Below are 21,451 nucleotides of genomic sequence, written 5' to 3'. Positions count from 1 at the left end.
GAAATACTCAAATAGAGACGCAAATAACAAAAAGCCATCGCTATCTTCAAGTAGATAGCGTTGGCTTTTTTAATGGGATTAATAACCTAGCAGTCTAGGTAAAGTAAGTGATATGGCTGGAATGTAAGCCACTAATATAACAGCAATAGTGGACATTAGGGCGAATGGTAAGGCTTTTGCTGTTACTTCTTCTAATGGCGTTTTGGATATACCAGATGCGACAAATAGGTTCTCACCCAATGGTGGCGTAGAGAAGCCAATTGATAAGCTACAGACCATAACAATACCGAAGTGTACTGGGTCAATACCGAGGGTGTAAGTGACTGGTAGTAACACAGGTGTCAATATCATGATGGCCGCTAGAGTTTCCATAAACATACCAACAAACAGCAAGAATCCAATGAGTAGCAACCAAATAAGATAGAGGTTATCTGTCACGCTCAGCATTGAGTCTGCAATGATAGCGGGAATTTGATTCTCTACTAAGATTCGACCAAAGGCCGTTGCTGTAAACAGAATTAGCAGGACGCGGCCAGAAATCCATGTGGTGGTTTCTAAGCAGTGTGCTAGATCTTTCCATTTAAGTTCTTTGTGTACGAAAATTCCGATGAAAAGCGTATAGAAAATCGCAACAATCGCAGACTCTGTTGGTGTGAATAATCCTGAATAAATACCACCAAGAATGACGAGAGGAGCGAGTATTGACCATACTCCTGAGCGAATGGCTTTGCGTATTTGATCAACAGACCAACCTTCTCCTGTTCCTTTATAGCCATAACGACGACATTGGATGTAGTTTAAAGTCATTAAACTCACGGCCATAACAACGCCGGGCAAAAAGCCAGCAATGAAGAGTTTCGGAATAGAGATACTTTGGAATTCACCATGCTTTGCAATCGCGTCTAATGGAACTGTCATGCCTAGCGCTGAAATGCCAAAAATAACCATAGGAATAGAAGGAGGAATAACAATACCTAAGCCGCCGGAAGAGGCTGTAACAGCAGAGGCGTAGCCTTTGTCGTAACCTCGTTTCACCATAGCTGGAATCATCAACATGCCAACAGCGGCGGTTGTCGCTGGACCTGAGCCAGAAATAGCACCAAAAAACATACAGGCCAAAATCGCAGCGGCTGACATACCGCCAGTGACGGGGCCTGCAAAGCTTTCAGCTAGATTTACTAAGCGTTTTGATATGCCTGACGCTTCCATAAGAGCACCCGCTAAAATAAAGGCAGGCAGGGCCATCAAAGGGAATGAGCCAACTGAGTTAAAGGCAATTTGTACTAGCTTAATTGGGTTCTCGTCTAAGTATAAAAAGGAGACGAGTGCGGCAACACCAAGTGAAGCCATAACAGGGGCGCCTAACACGAGTAATAATAGAAAGGAGCCAAATAGGGTTAAAACAATGGAGGATTCACTCATAGTCCCTTCTCCTTGTTTGCTTCTTGTCCAGTTTCTTCAGTTTCCTGCATAAGTTCGTTCACTTCTTTGGCTTCAGGGTCAACAGTGTCTATGCCTTTCACAAACTTCAAATAATTTACTTGAAGGATGCGTATTGTCATTAAGGTAAAGGCAATAGGGAGAATGAGATAGATGTACTTCATTGGAATGCCAAGAGTTTGTGACTTCCAAAATAAATTCATACGGTTAAACACGAAGTCATAACTGATGATGATGAAGTAGCAGTTAAATCCAATCCAAGCCAAATCCGACAGTAGCTCACAAGCCACCTTTAGTTTGTGAGGGAGCCATTTGTATTGGAATGTAACGCGGTTGTGTGCTGCTAATTTGGCTGCATAGCTAGAGCCAAGAAAAACGAACCAAACGAACATGTAAACAGACAATTCTTCACTCCAAGTAATGGAGTAGCCAAATACCTCGCGGGAGATGATTTGAGCAAAAAGAAGCATTACAAATGCGGACAACAAGGCTCTACAAAGGTAGCTTTCCAGGTTATTAACGATCTTTGATAGTAATTTCATGGGGCTTATCTTGTTTCCTTTAATAGAGAACAATATTTTTAATATAAATGTGAGAGAAGACAAAAAATGTCTTGTTTTATATAAGCATTTAATATGCCATCTTGTTTGTTTTTTCTGATTTTTATTTTTTATTTTTGATCTGTTTGTTTTTAAAAGGTTTTAGTTTTTCGAATTAAATTTTTCTGGTTTTACTTGAAGTTTTTGTTGGTCTGTTTTGGTGCTTCTCGTGTTTTTATGCACTCTTGTTGTGCGATATGTGTTTTTAAGTATTTGTTTTTAATGTGTTTTTGCTTTTGATTTTTTGTTTTGTTTTGGTGCGTTGTTTTTGTGTTGAAATAGAAATACCCCGAAATATATTTATTATATTTCAGGGTGTTTCTATTTTTTGTTTGGTTTTTTGTTGTGTTTTATTTAGTTTTCTTTTTGGAATTTAATCATAAATTCAGAAAGTTTTTCTGTGTCTTTTATGGTTATTCCATTATATAGACTGGCTCTTAAATAATCCCCAACACCAAATGGAGTTAATGTTCTTAAGCCGACAATCCCTAAATCCCAACTTTCTATTAGAAATTTTTCGGTTAATTTCTGATCGCCGCCTTTTATGTTAAATGGGACGTTCATTCGGCTTCTTAATGATTTGTTTTTGACTGGAGTGCTGTAGAAATTGTTGGATTGATCTATGGCGTCATAGAGTAGCTGAGCTTTTTTGATAGAGCGCTGTTCGTTTTCATGAACGCCGCCTTCTTTTTCTAGCCAATCCATTAGTATGCCAACGACTTCAATATTAAACGTTGCTGGTGTGTTCCATAGATTTCCAGCTTTAGCGTTGGTTGTGTAGTTGAATACGCCAGGGCAAAGATCGGAGGCTTTGTCATCACCCAATAGGTCTTTGCGAATAATTGTGATGGTTAGTCCTGGGTGACCAATGTTTTTAGATGCACACGCAAATAAAATACCTACACCTGCTTCTACCCAATCAATTGGTTTCGTTGAAAAATCTGAACTTGCATCAACGATTAAAGGTATGTGCTTTCGTGACTCAGGGAGCGTTGGTAAGCGGTGTAGTTCAATCCCATTAACCGTTTCGTTTGAGCATAAATAAACGTATTTACTATCAGGATGAATATTGTCTTCGGTAAACTCTGGGAAGTGAGTGTAGAGACCACTTTCAGGGTCTTTTCCATCAATAACTTGAACAGAGCAAAATTTATCGCCCTCGTTTTTGGCTCTTTCTGACCAAGTGCCGTTCACGACGTAGCTTGCTTTGTCTGTTAAATTGCGGCACAGGTTTAATGGAAGTGCCGCGAATTGACCGTGTCCGCCACCGTGAGTAAATAGGATTTCATACTCATCAGGAATTTCCATAACACGTCGAGTGGTGTTAATGGCGTGATCAAGAATAGCTTGGAATTCAGGCGTACGATGTGACAAAGCTAAAGAGGTTAAGCCAGGTTTTTGGAAAATTTCTGCGATTTTTTTCTCTACCGCTTTAGGTAAAGATGTTGGACCAGGGCTAAAGTTGATCACTTCTTCAGAAGGTGCAGTTGAGCTTAGTGAACCAATAAGAGCTGGATGAGAAGTGTCTTTCATTCGTATTTATCCTTTCAAACAAAAATATTAAATGGCAGAAATAGTCCGTAACAATAACTCTAAATCGAAAGTTCTCCGGCAGATGCGCTGATCCCCAATAAAGCAACCATGACTAAAATAGGAATAGCGAAATGTTTTAGCGATTTAGGTGGGTGCTTATTGAATAACCATTGGCCGACACGTACCGCAATGAGTGTGGGAATAAGCAGTATGCCGGTAAGCAGGAGTTCTTCTTTTCCAACTAATCCACTGAAAAACAGAGCAGCCAATGCGAGAGATTCACTGACAACGAAAAACATGATCATGGTAGCTCGTTGTGTGGCTGCACTTAGAGTGCTAGAAAGCATGTAACACACGATAATTGGCCCGCCAACCGAGGCAGCGGCTGTGCTTGCGCCAGCACCAATACCAAAGCCAAGTCTTACTGGTGTTTTGTCTGTGTTGCTAACTCGGAAATCCATAATCAACAAGGCAGAAAAGAGTAGAATCGCGATGCAAATCGCAAGCTTTAACGTAATGCTAGGCACGAAAAGCAGTAAGCCTAATCCAAATGGAATACCAATGATTGAACCAAGAGTAAGGAGTTTAAAAGTAGGCTTGTCGCCTTGTTTAATAGCTTGGCGAATAAGAGGAGCACAGCAGAGAATATCTAGCCCAAGAACAACTGGTATGCTTTGCTGAGGCGTCAGAAATATGTTCATGCCCACTACCGCGACAGCAGCAAACCCAAAGCCTGTAAAGCCCCGTATGATGCCTGCGATAATGACGATACAGGCTAAGATGGAAATAGTTTCTAACGACACCTAAACCTCTTACTTAAACAAAGATATGTGATATTGGATTTAGTATGCCTTTTGTCTGGACTGATGCTTTAGAGCCAAAAGGTGATATTTATGGTACCAATGTTGTTATCGAAGTTAGGGGCGGTTTGGGGTTCTTTTTAGGGCTAAAAAGCGAAGAGGGAAAAGAAGAGCAGCCAGTATTAAGCTCAAAATTAGAGTCTAATACAATTGCGTCCGGTTCTTTTTGCTTCATACATTAAGTCATCTGCGCGCTTGAGCAAGGCTTGGTACTCTTCTTTATCTTGTCTTTGAGCTATGCCTGCGCTGAAGGTGGTCAGTCCGTTTTCAAGTTTGACCGAAGCAAAGTTGTTTGCCAGTTGTTGGAGGTATTCTTGGCTTTTCATTAGGTCTGTTGGCAGTAGTAGAACAAATTCTTCCCCACCTAATCGAATCGCGTGCCCTGCGTATAAATTAGCAATTCTTCGTAAAGCGTTGGCGAATTCACACAGCACCACATCACCGTAGTTATGTCCCCATTGGTCGTTTATCGATTTAAAGTGGTCTAAATCGATAAGGGCAAGGCTAAAGGTTTTCCCTTGAGCGTCCCATTGATCTAAATAAGTTTCTAAAACGCGGCGATTGTTGAGTCCGGTTAATGGGTCTTGTTCGGATAATGTTTGCAGCTGAATAGATAGAGCGTTTGCTTTGTCTCGTTCTAGTTTGTAGCGCTTGGAATGGTTTTCCATCATGAGCATTAAGAAAAAGCCCGTGACAATGAAGCTGATGGTTAAGTCTAACTGGAGCAATTCTGTTGTTGGGTGTTTGAAAATCAAATCAGGGTAGTTATTTTCAATGAGAATTAGAGGGACCGGCATAAAAATAGCCAAGGCTTGGCCTAGCCTTCGGTAAAACCCCAAATCACGGAAAGCGACGGAAATATAGATAAGTACGCCTAAATTCATGAAATACGTTGGCCCGTCATAACCGCCGTTACCTATCCAGTTGAATGGCAAAGAGACTAAGGTCACCAAAAACATGAAAACAATGGCCATGCTTTTAAAATAATTGCGCCAGCGGGATAAGTACCAAACACCGAGAATGACAGGGCATAAGACAAGTTGTAATAGAATGTTTGGCATGCTGGCCAAATCAAAAAGATAGTTAGCCAAGGCACAGTAGAAATAGACAATCGAGCCAATCAGTAGAACAGCATGATGGGTGTATTCGAAGGGCTTGTCTCGACTTCCTAACAGCCAAGTCAAGGTTCGTCTAATTACGCCATCGTTCACTGAAAGCTCCTTTTATGTGAAGTTTGGGTGAGAGTCTTTAATGATTGCTTTATAAGCTGTTTTTATTGCAGTAAAGCAATTGGTTTGGGTTGCTCAGATGATATGAAATTTTACCTTCGTTGACCTCTAAGTCAACGTTCGCTTGATAAAAAGCCAAGAATATACTTGGCTCGCTTGCGTTTTTATTTTGCTAAGGTGTTAAGGAAGGTGCGAATATATTGGGCTGCGAAACTTGCCTCGAATAATAAAGGTTTATCCGCACGCTGAAGCCAGTGGACTTGTTCATACCTTCCTCAAGCGTTCTTTGAGGTTTACTTCTTTGTATTCGTCTCTGAACCAGCCGCTTTCAACCAGCATGGGAATCACTTCTTCGAAAAACAATCGCATGGAGTTTTTATCTCCACCAGGAATGGCAATAAATCCGTCTAACGCATTGGCGTTTGCTCTTTCTACAATAGAGTGAAACGCATCCTCTGGCGTGCCAATGACCAGCCAATGAGAAGAACCAATAACTTCAGGTCGCTCAAGCAATTCTGCCAGTGTGGGAGACTCTCTATGAATGTAGGTTAATAAAAGTTGGCTGTGTGTTTTGCTACGAACATTCTCATGTATTTTTGTTATGTTGGTTTTTATCGGTTCATGAAGAGGCCAATTTGAAAGGTCGAGTCCTATGGCGTCTTTTATGTATTCTATTCTCTTTTGTTTGCTAGGTTGACGATGAGTCGATTTATACAGTTGCAGAGCTTCTTCTTGAGTCGATGCTAAAAACAAACTTAAACCTGGAAAGACTTTTATGCTGTTTTCGTCTCGGTGTTGTGCCTTGGCTTTGGCTCTAAGGTCTTGTCTAAGCTCGATCCCAGACTCTATATCTGGTGTTGCCGCGAAAACGGCATCCGCGATGTTGGCTGCAAAATGTCGTCCAGATTCAGAAGCGCCTGCTTGAAACAACGCAATGTCTTTAAATGGTGACTCAGGTAAATTTAAAGGGCCTTTAACACTAAGGTGTTTGCCTTCGTGATGAACCGGTTGCACAAGCGTTTTATCGGCAAAAGTGCCTGTGGTTTTGTCTTGTTTTAATGCGGCATTAGGAAAGCTCTTCCAAAGCTTCATGACCACTTCTAAAAACTCGGAAGATTTTTCATAACGTTCGTCAGAGCTGAGTCTTTCTGTTTGGCCGTAGTTCTCGTGTCCATCAATGGCGGTGACAATATTCCAACCCGCTCGGCCTTGGCTTATCCATTGTAATGTCTGCAATTGTTTTGCCACGTAATAGGGAGGCAGTAACGTGGTAGACGCAGTGGAAATTAAACCAATGGATTTTGTATGCTCCGCAATAGCGGCAAGCAGTAACATAGGATCAAGATTACAAAAGCCGGGTTCAGTATCAAAGAGCTCTTCGTTCAGAAACTGAGTGTCGGGGCGGAAGACAAAATCCAGTTTATAGGCTTCTGCCAGCTTGGCCATTTCAATATAGGGTGCTGTGTTGAAGGCGGATTCCACGTCGCTGTCTGGTCGTTGCCAGCCTTTACCGCTTAACCAGCCCATTGCTAGAGCCAATCCAATGTGCAATTTTTTGGGTTCCATTTTGTCCGTATCGTAAATTGTATTCGTTAATGAGAAAGGTTATTGTTTGCGTCAAATTGTATTCGATAATGTTTCAGCTTCGGTGTTGAAAACAAGCCAACCTATATTGAAAACACGACAACCTATTTAGAACGGAGGGAATTGTGGCTCATACTTCTTCCTATGACATGACCAGACACTCAGATACGCACAGCATGACAGAGGGCTGGCGCGGTAAATCTTGGCACTATAGATTAAAAAGTGGTGTGCAGATTCGCGGTGCTCAGACCCGATATGTGTGCGATGTTGATAGCAGTGCAGAAGTGCCACCTCAGATTACTTTTATCTATCTTTTACAAGGAAATATGACACTCATACTGCGTAGGAAAAAATACGTATTTTCTGCCGGTGAACATGGCTGTTGCATCATGATGAGTTCAAAAGAGAGCGAAGTGTTGAGGCGTTTGGCTAATTCTGGAGAGTGTAATAAGCATGTTGTGCTGACTGGAATGGAACAGTGGTTAGACGAAGATGTTATGGAAAATGTCGAAGAATATGACTTGTATAACGAACGTTTGAGAAGTTGGCCAATGACCGCTTCGATGCGAGAAGGCTGTGAACAATGGATGACGCTAGACACTAGCCTAGGCACATTGCAACGTGACATTTTAGGTCTGACTTTACTCAACGCAACATGGAATTATTACCTCTGGTGGCGGAAGCGAACCACGCTCTGTATCAGAGGCTCTGATTATCAGCGTCTTGAGTTAGCGCAATCTTTGGATGTGTTGATGCGCAAGGGCATTTTTGATGCTCAAAGGTATGCGGACGCTTTGAATATGAGTGTTCGGACGCTGCAAAGACGAGCCAAAGAGCAATTGGGTTGCACTCTTAAAGAATGGATTACCGAACAGCGTTTGTTATTAGCAAAGAACGCCATGTTAGAAAAAGGGGTCTCTATTTCGGAGGCAAGTTGGATTGCAGGCTATCAACATAATTCGAGTTTTATTCTGGCTTTTCGTAAGGCTTTTAACGTGACACCCAAGGTGTATCTGTCACTTCAAAAGAGACATTATTAACTCCAAAAATGGTTCAAGATTAGATGAATGTTAGCGTTTTTATTAGCTTAGTAAGTCTGTGTTTCCTGTTTTCAAATGCCGCTCAAGCACTGACTGTATCGACTTTTCGTGGAGAGGTGTCTTTCCCTCAAACGCCACAAACAGTGGTCGCTTTTCCTGCCGGTGTTATTGATACATTGGATGCTTTAGGTGTCTCTGTACAAGGTGTGCCAGAAAACCTTTTTCTGGATTATGTCGATACGCAAAAGGCGCAAACTGTCGGCACACTTTTTACCGCAGACATTGAGAAAATTCATAAAATGTCGCCAGATTTGGTGATCATTGGCGAGCGTTCCGCGCTGCAATATGATGTTTTAACAGACGTGGCTCCCGTGATCGATTTATCCATCCCAAGAGGAAACACTTTCCAAGAAAGTCTTAAAAGAATGCACAGTCTTGCCAAATTGTTTGATAAAGAAGACAAGGCAAAAGAGATAGAAAACAGGCTTAATGAATTACGCGATCAGGCAAAAAAATGGATTAACCCAGACGAGTCTGTGATGGTGGTGATGCTGATGGGGCGAGCTTTAAACGTACTCAGTAGTCAAACTCGCATTGATTGGTTTCAAGAAGAGTTAGGAATGAACTTGGAAGCCAGCGATGTGAAAAGTTTGAATGAAGTGGCTCCTATTTCCTATGAATACATTTTGTCTAAAAATCCCGATTGGCTGATTGTCATGGACCGAGACGCATCCGTAGGAAGAAGCGCGAAGGATTTATCGAAAGAATACATGGACACACCGCTTATTCACGCAACGAAAGCGTGGCAGAAAAATCAGATTATTTATTTGAATGGGGTGGGAACACTCAATTCTGTGGGTGGCGTACAAGGCATTGAACACACTCTTGAAGAGCTGATTAAGACATTCTCCGCACGCATGAATGGACAGCCATAATAGATGATACGACACACTGGGCTGACTCAGTCTCTGCTCTTGTTATTGTTTGTTTTATGCTTGATGACACTGATGCTCGCCAGCCTGTTTATTGGCACTTATGACTTAACCTTGGCAAGTGTGTTTGAAAACGAACAAGCCAGTATCGTGATGTTATTAAGCCGTGTTCCGAGAACATTAGCGGTTGTCATCGCAGGCGGTGTGCTTGGGCTTATTGGCGGCTTATCGCAAGTGGTGTTGAACAACCGCTTTGCCGAACCAATAACAATAGGCACAGCGCAAGGCGTTGCCATTGGTTTATTAGGCACGCATATTTTATGGCCCGAATCGCCTTTGTATGTGCACACACTGGTTGCTTCAGGCTTTGGCCTATTAAGTCTTTTTGGCTTTTTCTCTATTATTCGCCAGCTCAAACTCAATGATCCAATGTTGCTGCCTTTAATCGGCTTAATCTATTCCGCCATTCTAGGCGCAATCGCCACCTTTATTGCTTTTGAATTTGACCTCATGCAGTTTTTGATGGTTTGGCTAAACGGCGATTTTTCCACCGTGATCAGCGGTCGTTATGAGTTGATATGGGGCGCTGCGGCGATTGCTGTGCTGGTTTATTGGTTAGCGAATCAACTCAACCTACTTAACTTGGGAGAACAAACAGGTCGCGCTTTGGGAGTACCGTTTAGAACACTGGTGTTCATTGCCATGGTAATGATTGCTTTGTCTACTTCTATGGTGGTGGCGACCGTTGGCATGATCAGCTTTTTAGGTTTGGTTGTGCCAAACATTGTGCGCTATTACTTGGGCGACAATTTGAAACAGAGTTTGCCTTGGTCGGCCTTGATTGGCGCTTTTTTGTTATTAGGCTGTGACATGTTGGGTCGCTATTTGTCGAACCCTTTTGAACTTCCAGCAAGCTTGGTCTTTGGTGTGTTAGGTGGATGTTTTTTCATTTGGGTACTTTATAAAGGTGAGCCAAATGTCTAAACGTGCTTTGACCATGATTATTGCAATTTGGATGGTGGCGTCTTTATTGTTTCTCTTGCTCGGCAGTGGCGGCGATTTGGATTTTGTGTGGCGGTTTCGCGTTAAGAAATGGTTGGCACTGAACTTTGTGGGAGTTTCCGTTGCCTTGGCGACCTTTTTATTTCAAACCGTTTCTCAAAGTAGGGTGCTAACACCAGCCATAATGGGATTGGATTCCGTGTTCTTATTGTTCAATGTTCTATTAATTGGAGTCATTGGCGGCGCTGAGTACGCCAAGATCTCTGGCTCTATTAAATTTTTCCTACAAGTTGTCTTGATGATGCTCTTTGCTGTGGCGGTATTTGGTCTGCTGGTGAGGCGCTTTTCAATGGATATCAGCCGACTCTTGCTCATAGGCATTGCGCTTGGCTTATTGATTCAATCTTTGGTTGAGTTCTTTGCAAGGCTGATTACACCAGAAGATTTTTCTCTGTTTCAGGGCATTGCGTTTGCCCAATTTAACCGTGTTCAAACAGAGCTTTTAGGTGTCGTCGCAGGTGTTCTGTTGTTTGTTATTCTTATGTTGTGGCGCATTTATCCGGCAATCGACATCTATCGTTTAGGACGGAACAGTGCCATCAATCTTGGTATTCCTTATGTGAAAATGACCACGAACTTACTGATGCTGGTGGCCATATTAGTCAGCGCATCTACGGCTTTAGTCGGTCCTATTTTTTTCTTTGGCTTGTTAATCACTGCGATTGTTTTTGCTCTTTTTCCCTCAGCTCGATCGGGTTCATTCATGATCATGGCGGCTTTTATTGGCGCGATTTCTCTGGTGGGTGGACAGGCAATTTTTGAGCATGTGTTAGGGCTAGCATCCACATTAAGCGTTGTCATCGAGTTTATTGGTGGCTTGGTGTTTTTTATGCTTTTACTGAAGAGTCGCAAATCTAATTGAGTGTATGAATGATTGAACTATTAAACGTACAACACAACATCTCAGGCAATAGCGTGCTTGAAAACACAAGTTTGACGCTCACTGGGAATCAGGTCATTGCTCTGATCGGGCCGAATGGTGCAGGCAAATCGACACTCTTGTCCTTGATGTCTCGTTTGTCGCCTTTGCAAACGGGCAAGATACTGTTTGATGGAATGGACATATCGACCACGAAAAGTGACGAAGTGGCTCGTAAAATAGCAATACTTCAACAAAGTACACACTTTATGAGCCGTTTAACGGTAGAGGATTTATTAATCTTCTCTCGTTACCCTTACCATAAAGGCAGACCGAAAGCCGAAGACAAAACCAAGGTAGAGGACATTATTCAATACTTTGGCTTAGAGGCTTTAAAGCATAAATTTATTGATCAATTATCAGGTGGGCAAAGACAAATTGCCCTTGTTGCCATGACATTCTGCCAAGACACCGATTATATCTTGCTGGATGAACCCTTAAATAATCTCGATATGTATCATGCTCGACACTTGATGAGAACACTCAAGCAAGCGATTACAGACTGGGGAAAAACCATTGTGGTCGTCATGCATGACATTAACTATGCCAGCCAATATGCGGATTATATCGTCGCCTTACAACAGGGCAATGTACTCTTTCACGGCCAAACACTTGAGGTATTAACCGAATCCAATATAGGGCAACTGTATAACCTTGATGTGTCCATGTTAACGCTTGGAGACAAGCGATTTTGTGTTCACTTTTAACGGGTCGCGTTATTGATAATGAAGAGGGTAGTCAAGAATTGGTAATCTCACTGTTCCAACAACCATTGGATAAAGGTGGTGACGCGTTGGTCTTTGGCGAGGTTTTTATGGTAGACGATTCCCCATTCGCCAGCGCCTTTATCTTGATGGGAAACGGGAATCACTAGGCGGCCAGAGGCGATGTCTTTGTCTGCAAAAGGGCCATTTACGAGGGCAATACCTTCGCCCACTATGGCCATTTCTAGAGCCGCGGCGAGTGTGTCTACTTCGAGTATTTTTAAGTCTGTATTGTGTGTGTTTGGGTTGTCATCAATAGAATCAAACCAATCTTCCCAGTTCCAATATTTGTTTTCGGTGTGAACAGAAATTAATGGATATTGGCTCAGTTCATAAGGTTTCGGTGAACTCGGCAATTCAGCCAAAAATTCTGGACTGCAAACAGGGAAGACACTTGATTCAAAAATAGGCTGCCAACTTAAATGATCAGGTAGATCATCGGTTCTATAGATAATGGCAATGTCGGCATGCTTCTCATCAAAATCCCAATTGGCATTGTAGGTGCTTACTTCCAATTCAATATCAGGATAATGCTTTTTAAACTTAGGCAGACGCGGAGCCAACCAGCGGATGGATGTGGTGATGTAGGTTTGTACTCTTAAGCTAGGTTGACTAATAGAAGAGCGAATTTGCTCCGTAGCAGATATTAAAATCCCCAATGCTTGGCGTACAAACTGATAATATTCTTTACCTTCATTGGTAAGACGAATGTGTCTTCCTTCTCGTGAGAAAAGCTTTACGCCTAGGCTGTCTTCTAAGGTTTGTATCTGGTGACTGATGGCCGGATGAGTGAGGCTGAGTTCCTCTGCAGCACCACGAACACTGCCTAATCGTGCCGTTGCTTCGAAACCTTTTAATGATTTTAAAGGCGGTAACTGGCGTAAATCTATTTTGCTTGTATCGTTTTCTTGCTGTCCCTGATTACCAATACTTTTCATACCGCTGCCTATATCGAATCACTTACCTAGGTTCTGAGGTTGAGTGTAAAACAATTGGAAAATTTTTTTTACCAAAGAGAGAAAAAAAATCAATTTTTAACGGATTCTTTGATGGCTACTCTTTACGAAGTTTATTCTGCGGTACTTTGTGGCTCACGAGAGCAAAAAGTACCCATTCACTTTGGTTGAAGGGGCGTCATGATGAAGGTTGGTTTTATTGGGTTAGGTAATGTTGGTGGGCAATTAGCAGGCAGTTTGTTGCGTAATGGTTTAGACGTGATGGTGCGTGATCTAGACGACGCATTGATGTCTAAATTTAAACAGCTAGGCGCTGGAACAGCAGCATCTCCTAAGGAATTAGCCGAAGCATGTGACGTTGTAATCACTTGTCTTCCTTCTCCTGCTGTGTGTTCTCATGTTATGGAAGCAGACGATGGTGTTATTGCCGGCATCAAAGACGGCGGCGTTTGGCTGGAAATGAGTACAACAGACGAAGCAGAAATTCGTCGTATTGCTGAAAAAGTAAAAGCCAAAGGCGCCTTCCCAGTGGATTGCCCTGTATCTGGTGGTTGTCACCGTGCGGGAACAGGTAACATCTCTATCTTTGCAGGTTGTGACCGATCAACGTTCGACAAGGTATTGCCAATCCTAACCACAATGGGTCGTCGTATTATTCACACTGGTGAATTAGGCAGCGCGTCTAAATTGAAAGTTATTACTAACTACTTATGCAGTGTTCACCTTGTTGCTTTGTCTGAAGCACTGACTTCTGCAAAAGTAATGGGCTTAGACATGAACGTAACTTACGAAGCAATCAAAGCATCGTCTGGTAACTCTTTTGTTCATGAAACAGAATCTCAAGTGATCTTGAACGGTAGCCGTGACATCAGCTTCACACTGGATCTTGTATCGAAAGACGTTGGCTTGTTTGATGAAGTCGCTAAGCGTCATGGCTTACCACTAGAACTTGCGCCACTTGTGGTTGATATTTTCAAAGACGGCCAAGAGCGCTACGGCGACCGTGAGTTTTCTCCAAACATCATCCGTCGTCTAGAAGACGCGTGCAATGTGAAAGTATTAGGCAAAGGCTTCCCAGCACAAATGGTCGATGACGAGCCAGAAGAGCCAGGTTACGAAGTGAAAATCCCATTCCGTAGTGACTACTAATTCTTCCAGAATTTAATTCAGAAAAACTAAGGCCATCTTAAATAATTAAGATGGCTTTTTTTGTTATCAATTGGGCTCTCATTTCTTAACTTTCTTAGCTCTCCTTTATAGGCTTTTTATTGCGTTTGTTTTTGGCAGGAGGCAGAAAAGCCTTCTAGAATAAATGAACTATTAAAACAGTTGGGGCACATTATGAAGAAGAATCCGGTGGCTTGGTTTGAAATTTATGTTGATGATTTGTCGAGAGCAAAAGCGTTTTATGAGTCGGTTTTAAATGTCGAGTTAGAAGTATTGGGTGATCCAAACGATCCGAGTATAAAAATGCTCGCTTTTCCTTCTAATATGGAAGGTTATGGCGCTACAGGAGCGTTGGTCAAGATGGATGGCGTGCCTGTTGGCCAAAACAGCACTTTGGTTTATTTTTCCTGTGAAGACTGCTCTATAGAAGAAGCCAGAGTGGAAGGCGCTGGCGGTAAAGTAAATCAAACCAAGATGTCTATTGGTGAATATGGTTTCATCGCTATGGCTTTTGACACAGAAGGAAATATGTTTGGTTTGCATTCGTCCAAATAGGTTTTGAAAACGAGTTATTCAAGAGGTTTTATGTCAAAGGTAACGTTAAAAGGCTTTATTCTGGTTCCTGAGTCTGAGCTTGAAGTGGTAAAAGCAGAGCTGGTTAATCATAAGCGTTTGACTCTCGAAGAGTCAGGATGCATTCATTTTAGCGTTACAGAAAGCCCGATAAACCCTCTTCGTTTTGATGTGTATGAAGAGTTCAAAGACAAAGCGGCTTTTGATCATCATCAGAGCAGAGTGAAAGCCTCTCACTGGGGAAAATTGACGGTAAATGTTGAGCGTCATTATGAAATCACGGGCTAAATAAGCCGTAAATCTTTCAAGGCTTGAAGGTCAAGAAGTCTTCGCACGCAATGTCTTTAAATCGTATAAAAAATAAGCTGACAGGCTTTTTATTAAGCGGTAAAGTGGCGCTGTTTTTATGGTTGTTCTAACCATTTTTGCTTCCTGTTTTGTGAGATCGAATCAATATGACTTTCAGCGTTTGGTTGGCGGTTGCGCCTTTATTAATGTTGCTTTCTTTAGGGCCAGGTCCGAATAACTTTTTGGCGATGCATAACGGTATGCAAGTCGGAACTGCAAAGGCGGTGACAGCGGTTGTTGGACGAAATTTAGCCTTTAGCATTTTGATGCTGCTATCCGCTTTGGGGCTAGGAGCAGTTATTGTGGCTTCTGCCTTTTGGTTCAGTGTTATTAAATGGTGTGGTGTTGCTTACTTATTTTATGTGGGCATCAAAACATGGCGCAGTGCCGCCATTGTGCTTGAAGAACATGAAAGTGAAGAAGGCACAAAGGCGAAGCGAGGCAATTTTGCTCGTATGCGTCAGGAGTTCTTAGTGGCGATTGGTAATCCAAAAGCCATCCTATTGTTTACTGCGATTTTCCCTCAAATGCTCGATCTAAATCAGCCAGTGGCTGTACAATTTTTCTGGATGGGGCTGACTTTTTGTGTGACGGAATTTATCGCTGCGTATGTGTATGCGATGAGCGGTAAACAAATCCGTCGATTGATTCGCAGTCCAAAAGGCATGAAAAACCTGAACCGTGGTATGGGCAGCATCTTTGTCATGGCAAGCGGGCTATTAGCAACGGCAACAAGAGCGTAAGCTTGTTTTCTTTTTCAGTATAATCTTCATAAATAGGGTGGCTTAATGTCATCCTATTTTCTTTCAAGTATCTGTTGGAACTTTTTCAGGTGCTCATTTTCCAAGTGGTTCTTATCTTCTCTCGGTATTTTTATTATGACTAAAAACTTTGCTCCTTCATGTGATCGAAACCAACAACCAATTTTAGATCAGCTTGTGGTGCATTTTCAGGGTTGCCAGCAAGTGCTTGAGGTGGGTTCTGGTACAGGTCAGCACGCGGTATTTTTTGCCAAGCATTTACCTCATTTAATCTGGAATACCAGTGATATGTTGGAGAACCATGACAGCATTAATGCATGGATGAAAGAAGCAAACTTAAGCAATGTGATAGCACCTTTTGAATTTCACTTTGGTAAGAACGATTGGCCGGATCTTCCTTTAGATGGCGTATTTACAGCGAATACCACGCACATCATGCAGCGTGATCAAGCAAAGTTGATGATGAAAACAGTGGGTGAAAATTTACCTTCCGGTGGCGTGTTTTGTCAGTATGGACCGATGAATGTAAACGGCGAATATACCAGTGAAGGCAATCGTGAATTTGACCAAAGTTTGAAAGCAGGCGGTTACGGTGGAATTTGTGATATTGCAGAATTAATGGAATGGGCAGAGAAAATGGTGCTTGTTGAAACCATTCCTATGCCAGCAAATAACATGCTATTGGTTTGGAAGGTGGCTTGAATTTGGGCTTGAAGAACACCATCCTATGATGCTGCCTGCTGTGTTTTAACAGGCGTTTTATATCACTCATTAATATTTTACATCTGAGGTTTAAGATGACGAATTCTCCCATTCAAATAGTTTGTCAAAGCTGCCATACAAAAAATCGTCTGCCAAAAGAGAAATTGAGTGATAAGCCGCTGTGCGGGAAGTGCGGTAACCCTGTACTTGCCACTCATCCTATTGTGGGAAGTGATGCCAATTTCAGATGTTATATTACAGAGAATGCTTTGCCTGTGGTGGCGGATTTTTGGGCTTCATGGTGTGGGCCGTGTCAGCAGTTCGCGCCTATTTTTGAACAAGTCGCAGGAGAAATGTCTACGCAAGCCTGTTTTGTGAAGCTAGACACAGAAAAGAATCAAATGATCGCTGGTGGTTATAATATCCGCTCTATTCCTACGCTTATGATCTTTCATCATGGAAAAGAAGTAGCTCGCTTGTCTGGCGCCTTGCCAAAAGCGCAATTCAAGCAATGGCTTGCTCAGAATTTACCGACTATTTAACCGTGTTTTATAGCGTTTAATGTTTCGTCCGGATATTAAACGTCAAAGTGTAACTCAACGAATTTCTCGTATAGGGCTTCTTCGGTTTCTCTTCTGTTTGGATCCGGTTTCACACAATCGATAGGACAGACAGCCACACAGGTGGGTTGGTCATAATGACCAACACATTCTGTGCATTTGTCTGGATCAATAAGGTAAATCTTAGCACCCATAGTAATGGCTTCGTTAGGACACTCTGGTTCGCACATGTCGCAGTTGATACAACGATCATTGATTAATAATGCCATTGCTTGTCTCTATGCTGTTTTGCTTGCATGAGGCTGGCGAGTGGTTTGTCCTTCCGAGAGATTTCTCAGTAAGATTCCCATGGATGCATCGATACCTTGAGGGCAAGGAATGTTAACGATGTGACCACTGCCTTTGGCAACCTCGATGGCTCGTCCTTGTTTATCGTTTAGCTCTGCTAGCTGAAAAATAACATTTCCTTTCGGTGTCATAAGCTCTAATGAGTCGCCGACGCTAAAACGGTTTTTCACTTCTATCGTAAGAGCGTTGTTGTTAGTTGCGATGACTTCACCAACGAATTGTTGGTGCTCGCTGATGGAGTTGCCTGTGTCGTAGTTTTGCATTTCCACATGACGATGACGTTGTAAAAATCCATCGGTGTAACCTCGGTGAGCTAGGTTTTCCAGAGTGTTCATCAGTTGATTGTTGAAGTCTTTTCCTGCAACGGCATCGTTTATTGCTTGACGATAGACTTGCGCGGTTCTAGCGCAGTAGTAAAAAGACTTAGTGCGACCTTCTATTTTTAACGAATGAACGCCCATTTTCACCAAGCGTTCAACGTGTTGAATGGCGCGTAAATCTTTTGAATTCATGATGTAGGTGCCGTGTTCGTCTTCAAACGCGGGCATGTATTCATTGGGACGACCACGCTCTTGTAATAAGTAGAGCTGATCCGTTGGTTCTTGGATTTGCACGGCAGAGGTTTGAGAGTGTGTAGACGAATCGCTGCTGGCGATAATTTGTCCAACCTCGTCTTGTTTGGCGTCGTGAGCATTGTATTGCCAGCGACAAGCATTGGTGCAAGCGCCTTGGTTAGGGTCGCGTTTGTTCATATAACCAGAGAGCAAACAACGGCCAGAATACGCCATACATAAAGCCCCATGTACAAAGACTTCGAGTTCCATATCTGGCACTTTTAGACGAATTTCTTCGATCTCATCTAAAGACAATTCACGAGATAGAATGACGCGGGAAATACCTTGTTGCTGCCAAAATTTTACGGTTGCCCAATTCACTGCATTGGCTTGCACCGACAGATGAATTTGTTGATCTGGAAAGGCTTCTCGAACCATCATAATTAAGCCTGGATCTGACATGATCAGCGCGTCTGGATTGAGTCGGATGACAGGCTCTAAATCTTGAATGTAGGTTTTTAATTTGGCGTTATGGGGGGCAATGTTACTCACAACATAAAGCTTTTTGCCTAAATTATGTGCTTCGTTAATGCCTATTTCCAGCTTTTCTAAATCAAATTCGTTATTGCGCACACGAAGAGAATAGCGTGGTTGCCCCGCATAAACCGCATCGGCGCCGTATGCAAAAGCATAACGCATGTTTTTTAATGAACCGGCTGGAGACAATAATTCTGGCGTAAACATAACACTCACTGATCGATGAAAAAACGCGCAGTTTACCTGCCCATTTATTCAACTCAAGATGTGTCGCTAGGATTGTTTGTTTAACTCATGGCGATTTGATTTAGGTCAAATTCTTATTGTATCGATAGCGAATGAATGCATTTTTGGAAGGTGTTTTAAGTAAAAAAAGCCCCGCAAGTGCGGGGCTATAAAACTAGAGAGTAGCTAAGGAAGCCACGCGCTGTTGCTACACAGCATTCTGATCTAATGAAGTCGATTTCAATACTTCATCAAGATGCAGCCAGGTTTCGACAACGGTGTCAGGGTTAAGAGACATGCTCTCAATGCCCTGAGCCACAAGCCAATCTGCGAAATCGGCGTGGTCAGATGGGCCTTGCCCACAGATTCCCACGTATTTGCCTTGTTTGCGGCAGGCTTGTATCGCCATCGTTAGCAGCTTTTTCACTGCTGGATTTCGTTCGTCGAATTTGTCTGCGATTAAGCCTGAATCGCGGTCAAGTCCGAGGGTTAATTGGGTTAAGTCATTTGAGCCGATTGAGAAGCCATCGAAGTATTGAAGGAACTCATCCGCCAATAATGCATTCGAAGGCAGCTCGCACATCATGATGACTTTCAAGCCATTCTCGCCACGAGCCAAGCCTTGTTCTGCAAGTAGCTCAGTTACCTGTTTTGCTTCTTCTAGCGTACGTACAAATGGAATCATGATTTGTACGTTGGTTAAGCCCATTTCGTTTCGGACTCGGCGAATGGCTTCACACTCTAGGGCGAAGCAATCACGGAAGGAGTCGTCGATGTAACGAGCCGCACCTCGGAAACCAAGCATTGGGTTTTCTTCGTCTGGCTCGAACAAAGGGCCGCCAACAAGGTTGTGGTATTCGTTCGATTTAAAGTCGGATAAGCGCACGATCACAGGCTTTTGCGAGAAAGAGCAAGCCAGTGTGGCAACGCCTTCAACAAGCTTATCGACGTAGAATTCGACTGGACCTGTGTAGCCAGCGATTCTGTGATCAATTTCTTCTTTGAGTGCTGGCGCCATGTCTGCGTAGTTGAGCAATGCTTTCGGGTGAATGCCGATCATGCGGTTGATGATGAACTCCAAGCGAGCCAAGCCAATGCCTGCGTTCGGTAGCATGGCGAAATCGAAGGCGCGATTCGGGTTGCCTACGTTCATCATGATTTTGACTGGCAGTTCTGGCATGTTGCCCACTTCCGATGTAATGACATCGAATGGCAATTCACCTTGGTAAACAAAGCCCATGTCGCCTTGAGCACAAGATACGGTGACTTTTTGTCCGTCTTTTAAAACCTCAGTGGCATCGCCACAGCCAACCACAGCTGGAATACCAAGTTCACGGGCAATGATGGCCGCGTGACAGGTTCGCCCACCACGATTGGTGACAATCGCAGACGCACGTTTCATGATGGGTTCCCAATCTGGATCGGTAATGTCAGTGACCAATATATCGCCCGGTTGGATGCGATCCATCTCTGCAATCGAAGACAGAACTTTCACTTCACCTGTACCGATTTTGTGACCAATGGCTCGACCAGTCATCAGCACTTGAGAAGTCTTTTTCAGGTTGTAGCGCTCCATGCTTTGGGCATTACCTTGGCTGCGTACGGTTTCTGGTCGTGCTTGAACGATGTAAATTTTTCCATCGATACCATCTTTCGCCCACTCAATGTCCATCGGGCGTTTGTAATGGTCTTCGATGATGCAAGCTTGTCGAGCAAGATCTTGGATCTCGTCGTTGGTAAGGGCGAAGCGGTTTTGGTCATCCAATGCAACGGGAACGATTTTGACAAATTCGTCATCGCTGCCAGCTTCGGCGTATTCCATTTTTTGAGCTTTACTGCCAAGGCTTTTGCGCACAACCGACGGGCGATTCGCTGCAAGGGTTGGCTTGTGAACATAGTATTCGTCTGGGTTTACCGTGCCTTGCACGACCATTTCGCCCAAGCCGTAAGCGGCCGTAATAAAGACCACTTCATCAAAACCTGATTCTGTGTCTAGAGTAAATAAAACGCCGGATGCACCAATGTCACTGCGTACCATTTTTTGAATGCCAGCAGACAATGAGACGCCTTGGTGTTCAAAGCCTTGGTGAACACGGTATGAAATCGCACGATCATTAAACAAAGACGCAAACACACGCTTGATGGATGCTTTAATGTCAGCCAAACCAACGACGTTTAAGTAGGTTTCTTGTTGGCCTGCAAAGGAAGCGTCTGGTAAATCTTCTGCCGTCGCAGATGAGCGTACCGCGAAGGATGTGTCGCTGGCGTTGTCATCACACAATAGGGCGAAGGCGGCTTCAATTTCTTGGTCGAATTCTTTAGAAAAATGGGCTTCTTCAATCCATGCTCGGATTTGCTCGCCTGTTTTGGCAAGTGCTTGAACATCGTCCACATCGAGAGCATTAAGTGCATCGTGGATTTTATCGTTTAAGCCGCTTTCTTCTAAGAAGCTTTGATATGCGTAGGAAGTGGTCGCGAAACCGTTAGGCACTTGAATGCCAAGGTCTGTCAGATTAGAAATCATTTCTCCCAAAGAGGCGTTTTTGCCGCCAACTTCACCGACATCTTCTAAACGAAGATCTTTGAACCACTTCACAAATTTGCTCACAAGAAACTCCTATTATTTTTATGAGAGAAGGTTGCATCACCCTAATATTGGCTAGGCTGAGCGATACCTTCTATATTTTTGGCGGGTTGCCAACGAGATATCAGCGTTTATTCCTAGAGGTTGGTAGTGTTTCTCTAGCAATCTTGGTGC

The 21,451-nt window shown here is 43.1% G+C and carries 21 protein-coding genes; 11 read left to right on the top strand and 10 right to left on the bottom strand.

From position 1 onward, the window contains the following. Nucleotides 1-78 precede the first annotated feature (78 nt). The 6 genes from AC0L46_RS04485 to AC0L46_RS04460 form a co-directional block, all read right to left on the bottom strand. A complete protein-coding gene (locus AC0L46_RS04485; RefSeq protein ID WP_414682618.1) occupies nucleotides 79-1,422 on the bottom strand; it encodes a TRAP transporter large permease in 1,344 nt (447 codons plus the stop codon). Then, on the bottom strand, nucleotides 1,419-1,982 hold the full coding sequence (locus AC0L46_RS04480; RefSeq protein WP_473506099.1) for a TRAP transporter small permease: 564 nt from the start codon (nucleotides 1,980-1,982) through the stop codon (nucleotides 1,419-1,421). Before AC0L46_RS04480 ends, AC0L46_RS04485 begins: the two co-directional genes overlap by 4 nt. Before the next feature lie 411 nt (nucleotides 1,983-2,393). Beyond that, on the bottom strand, nucleotides 2,394-3,572 hold the full coding sequence (gene serC / locus AC0L46_RS04475) for a 3-phosphoserine/phosphohydroxythreonine transaminase (RefSeq protein ID WP_473506097.1): 1,179 nt from the start codon (nucleotides 3,570-3,572) through the stop codon (nucleotides 2,394-2,396). 59 nt (nucleotides 3,573-3,631) lie between these two features. Further along, nucleotides 3,632-4,375, bottom strand: a complete 744-nt coding sequence (locus AC0L46_RS04470; protein WP_414682621.1) for a sulfite exporter TauE/SafE family protein — start codon at nucleotides 4,373-4,375, stop codon at nucleotides 3,632-3,634. 191 nt (nucleotides 4,376-4,566) lie between these two features. After that, entirely contained in the window at nucleotides 4,567-5,643 is a 1,077-nt protein-coding gene (locus AC0L46_RS04465) for a GGDEF domain-containing protein (protein WP_473506095.1), read from the bottom strand. Nucleotides 5,644-5,925: 282 nt separating this feature from the next. Then, entirely contained in the window at nucleotides 5,926-7,227 is a 1,302-nt protein-coding gene (locus AC0L46_RS04460) for an NtaA/DmoA family FMN-dependent monooxygenase (protein ID WP_473506093.1), read from the bottom strand. A gap of 143 nt (nucleotides 7,228-7,370) precedes the next feature. Here AC0L46_RS04460 and AC0L46_RS04455 point away from each other — a divergent pair, with 143 nt between their 5' ends. Genes AC0L46_RS04455 through AC0L46_RS04435 form a run of 5 tightly spaced genes read left to right on the top strand, consistent with a single transcriptional unit; the run spans nucleotide 7,371 to nucleotide 11,905 of the window. Continuing rightward, nucleotides 7,371-8,285: a helix-turn-helix domain-containing protein gene (locus tag AC0L46_RS04455; protein WP_473506091.1), complete on the top strand. Its 915-nt coding sequence runs from the start codon at nucleotides 7,371-7,373 to the stop codon at nucleotides 8,283-8,285. Between the two features lie 23 nt (nucleotides 8,286-8,308). Next, complete coding sequence (locus AC0L46_RS04450; protein WP_473506089.1) at nucleotides 8,309-9,220, top strand: ABC transporter substrate-binding protein; 912 nt, start codon at nucleotides 8,309-8,311, stop codon at nucleotides 9,218-9,220. A 3-nt stretch (nucleotides 9,221-9,223) separates the two neighbouring features. Then, nucleotides 9,224-10,201 carry an iron chelate uptake ABC transporter family permease subunit gene (locus AC0L46_RS04445; protein ID WP_473506087.1) on the top strand — a complete coding sequence of 326 codons (978 nt, stop codon included), beginning with the start codon at nucleotides 9,224-9,226 and terminating at the stop codon, nucleotides 10,199-10,201. Continuing rightward, nucleotides 10,194-11,141: an iron chelate uptake ABC transporter family permease subunit gene (locus AC0L46_RS04440; RefSeq protein ID WP_473506085.1), complete on the top strand. Its 948-nt coding sequence runs from the start codon at nucleotides 10,194-10,196 to the stop codon at nucleotides 11,139-11,141. Before AC0L46_RS04445 ends, AC0L46_RS04440 begins: the two co-directional genes overlap by 8 nt. 8 nt (nucleotides 11,142-11,149) lie before the next feature. Beyond that, complete coding sequence (locus AC0L46_RS04435; RefSeq protein ID WP_473506083.1) at nucleotides 11,150-11,905, top strand: iron ABC transporter ATP-binding protein; 756 nt, start codon at nucleotides 11,150-11,152, stop codon at nucleotides 11,903-11,905. Between the two features lie 47 nt (nucleotides 11,906-11,952). Here AC0L46_RS04435 and AC0L46_RS04430 read toward each other — a convergent pair whose 3' ends face one another. After that, on the bottom strand, nucleotides 11,953-12,900 hold the full coding sequence (locus AC0L46_RS04430) for a LysR substrate-binding domain-containing protein (protein WP_473506081.1): 948 nt from the start codon (nucleotides 12,898-12,900) through the stop codon (nucleotides 11,953-11,955). A gap of 198 nt (nucleotides 12,901-13,098) precedes the next feature. Between AC0L46_RS04430 and AC0L46_RS04425 the strand changes: the two genes are divergently transcribed. From AC0L46_RS04425 to trxC, 6 genes are all read left to right on the top strand, one after another. Next, on the top strand, nucleotides 13,099-14,067 hold the full coding sequence (locus tag AC0L46_RS04425; RefSeq protein WP_473506079.1) for an NAD(P)-dependent oxidoreductase: 969 nt from the start codon (nucleotides 13,099-13,101) through the stop codon (nucleotides 14,065-14,067). A gap of 192 nt (nucleotides 14,068-14,259) precedes the next feature. Continuing rightward, a complete protein-coding gene (locus tag AC0L46_RS04420) occupies nucleotides 14,260-14,640 on the top strand; it encodes a VOC family protein (protein ID WP_473506077.1) in 381 nt (126 codons plus the stop codon). A gap of 30 nt (nucleotides 14,641-14,670) precedes the next feature. Continuing rightward, nucleotides 14,671-14,946, top strand: a complete 276-nt coding sequence (locus tag AC0L46_RS04415) for a putative quinol monooxygenase (protein WP_414680330.1) — start codon at nucleotides 14,671-14,673, stop codon at nucleotides 14,944-14,946. A gap of 167 nt (nucleotides 14,947-15,113) precedes the next feature. Next, nucleotides 15,114-15,749, top strand: a complete 636-nt coding sequence (locus AC0L46_RS04410; RefSeq protein ID WP_473506075.1) for a LysE family translocator — start codon at nucleotides 15,114-15,116, stop codon at nucleotides 15,747-15,749. Nucleotides 15,750-15,884: 135 nt separating this feature from the next. After that, entirely contained in the window at nucleotides 15,885-16,469 is a 585-nt protein-coding gene (locus AC0L46_RS04405) for a DUF938 domain-containing protein (RefSeq protein WP_473506073.1), read from the top strand. A gap of 95 nt (nucleotides 16,470-16,564) precedes the next feature. Further along, entirely contained in the window at nucleotides 16,565-17,011 is a 447-nt protein-coding gene (gene trxC, locus AC0L46_RS04400) for a thioredoxin TrxC (protein WP_473506071.1), read from the top strand. 35 nt (nucleotides 17,012-17,046) lie between these two features. On the opposite strand, the gene AC0L46_RS04395 is transcribed toward trxC, so the two are convergent. From AC0L46_RS04395 to ppsA, 3 genes are all read right to left on the bottom strand, one after another. Continuing rightward, on the bottom strand, nucleotides 17,047-17,298 hold the full coding sequence (locus AC0L46_RS04395; RefSeq protein ID WP_347982905.1) for a YfhL family 4Fe-4S dicluster ferredoxin: 252 nt from the start codon (nucleotides 17,296-17,298) through the stop codon (nucleotides 17,047-17,049). 9 nt (nucleotides 17,299-17,307) lie between these two features. Next, nucleotides 17,308-18,675, bottom strand: a complete 1,368-nt coding sequence (trhP, locus tag AC0L46_RS04390; protein WP_473506069.1) for a prephenate-dependent tRNA uridine(34) hydroxylase TrhP — start codon at nucleotides 18,673-18,675, stop codon at nucleotides 17,308-17,310. A 226-nt stretch (nucleotides 18,676-18,901) separates the two neighbouring features. Then, nucleotides 18,902-21,301 carry a phosphoenolpyruvate synthase gene (gene ppsA, locus AC0L46_RS04385; protein WP_473506067.1) on the bottom strand — a complete coding sequence of 800 codons (2,400 nt, stop codon included), beginning with the start codon at nucleotides 21,299-21,301 and terminating at the stop codon, nucleotides 18,902-18,904. Nucleotides 21,302-21,451: the final 150 nt, after the last annotated feature.

The sequence above is a fragment of the Marinomonas sp. 15G6-16 genome (genome assembly GCF_055809555.1).
Note: the sequence above shows the minus strand (reverse complement) of the source record. Positions and strands in the feature narration are given on the sequence as shown.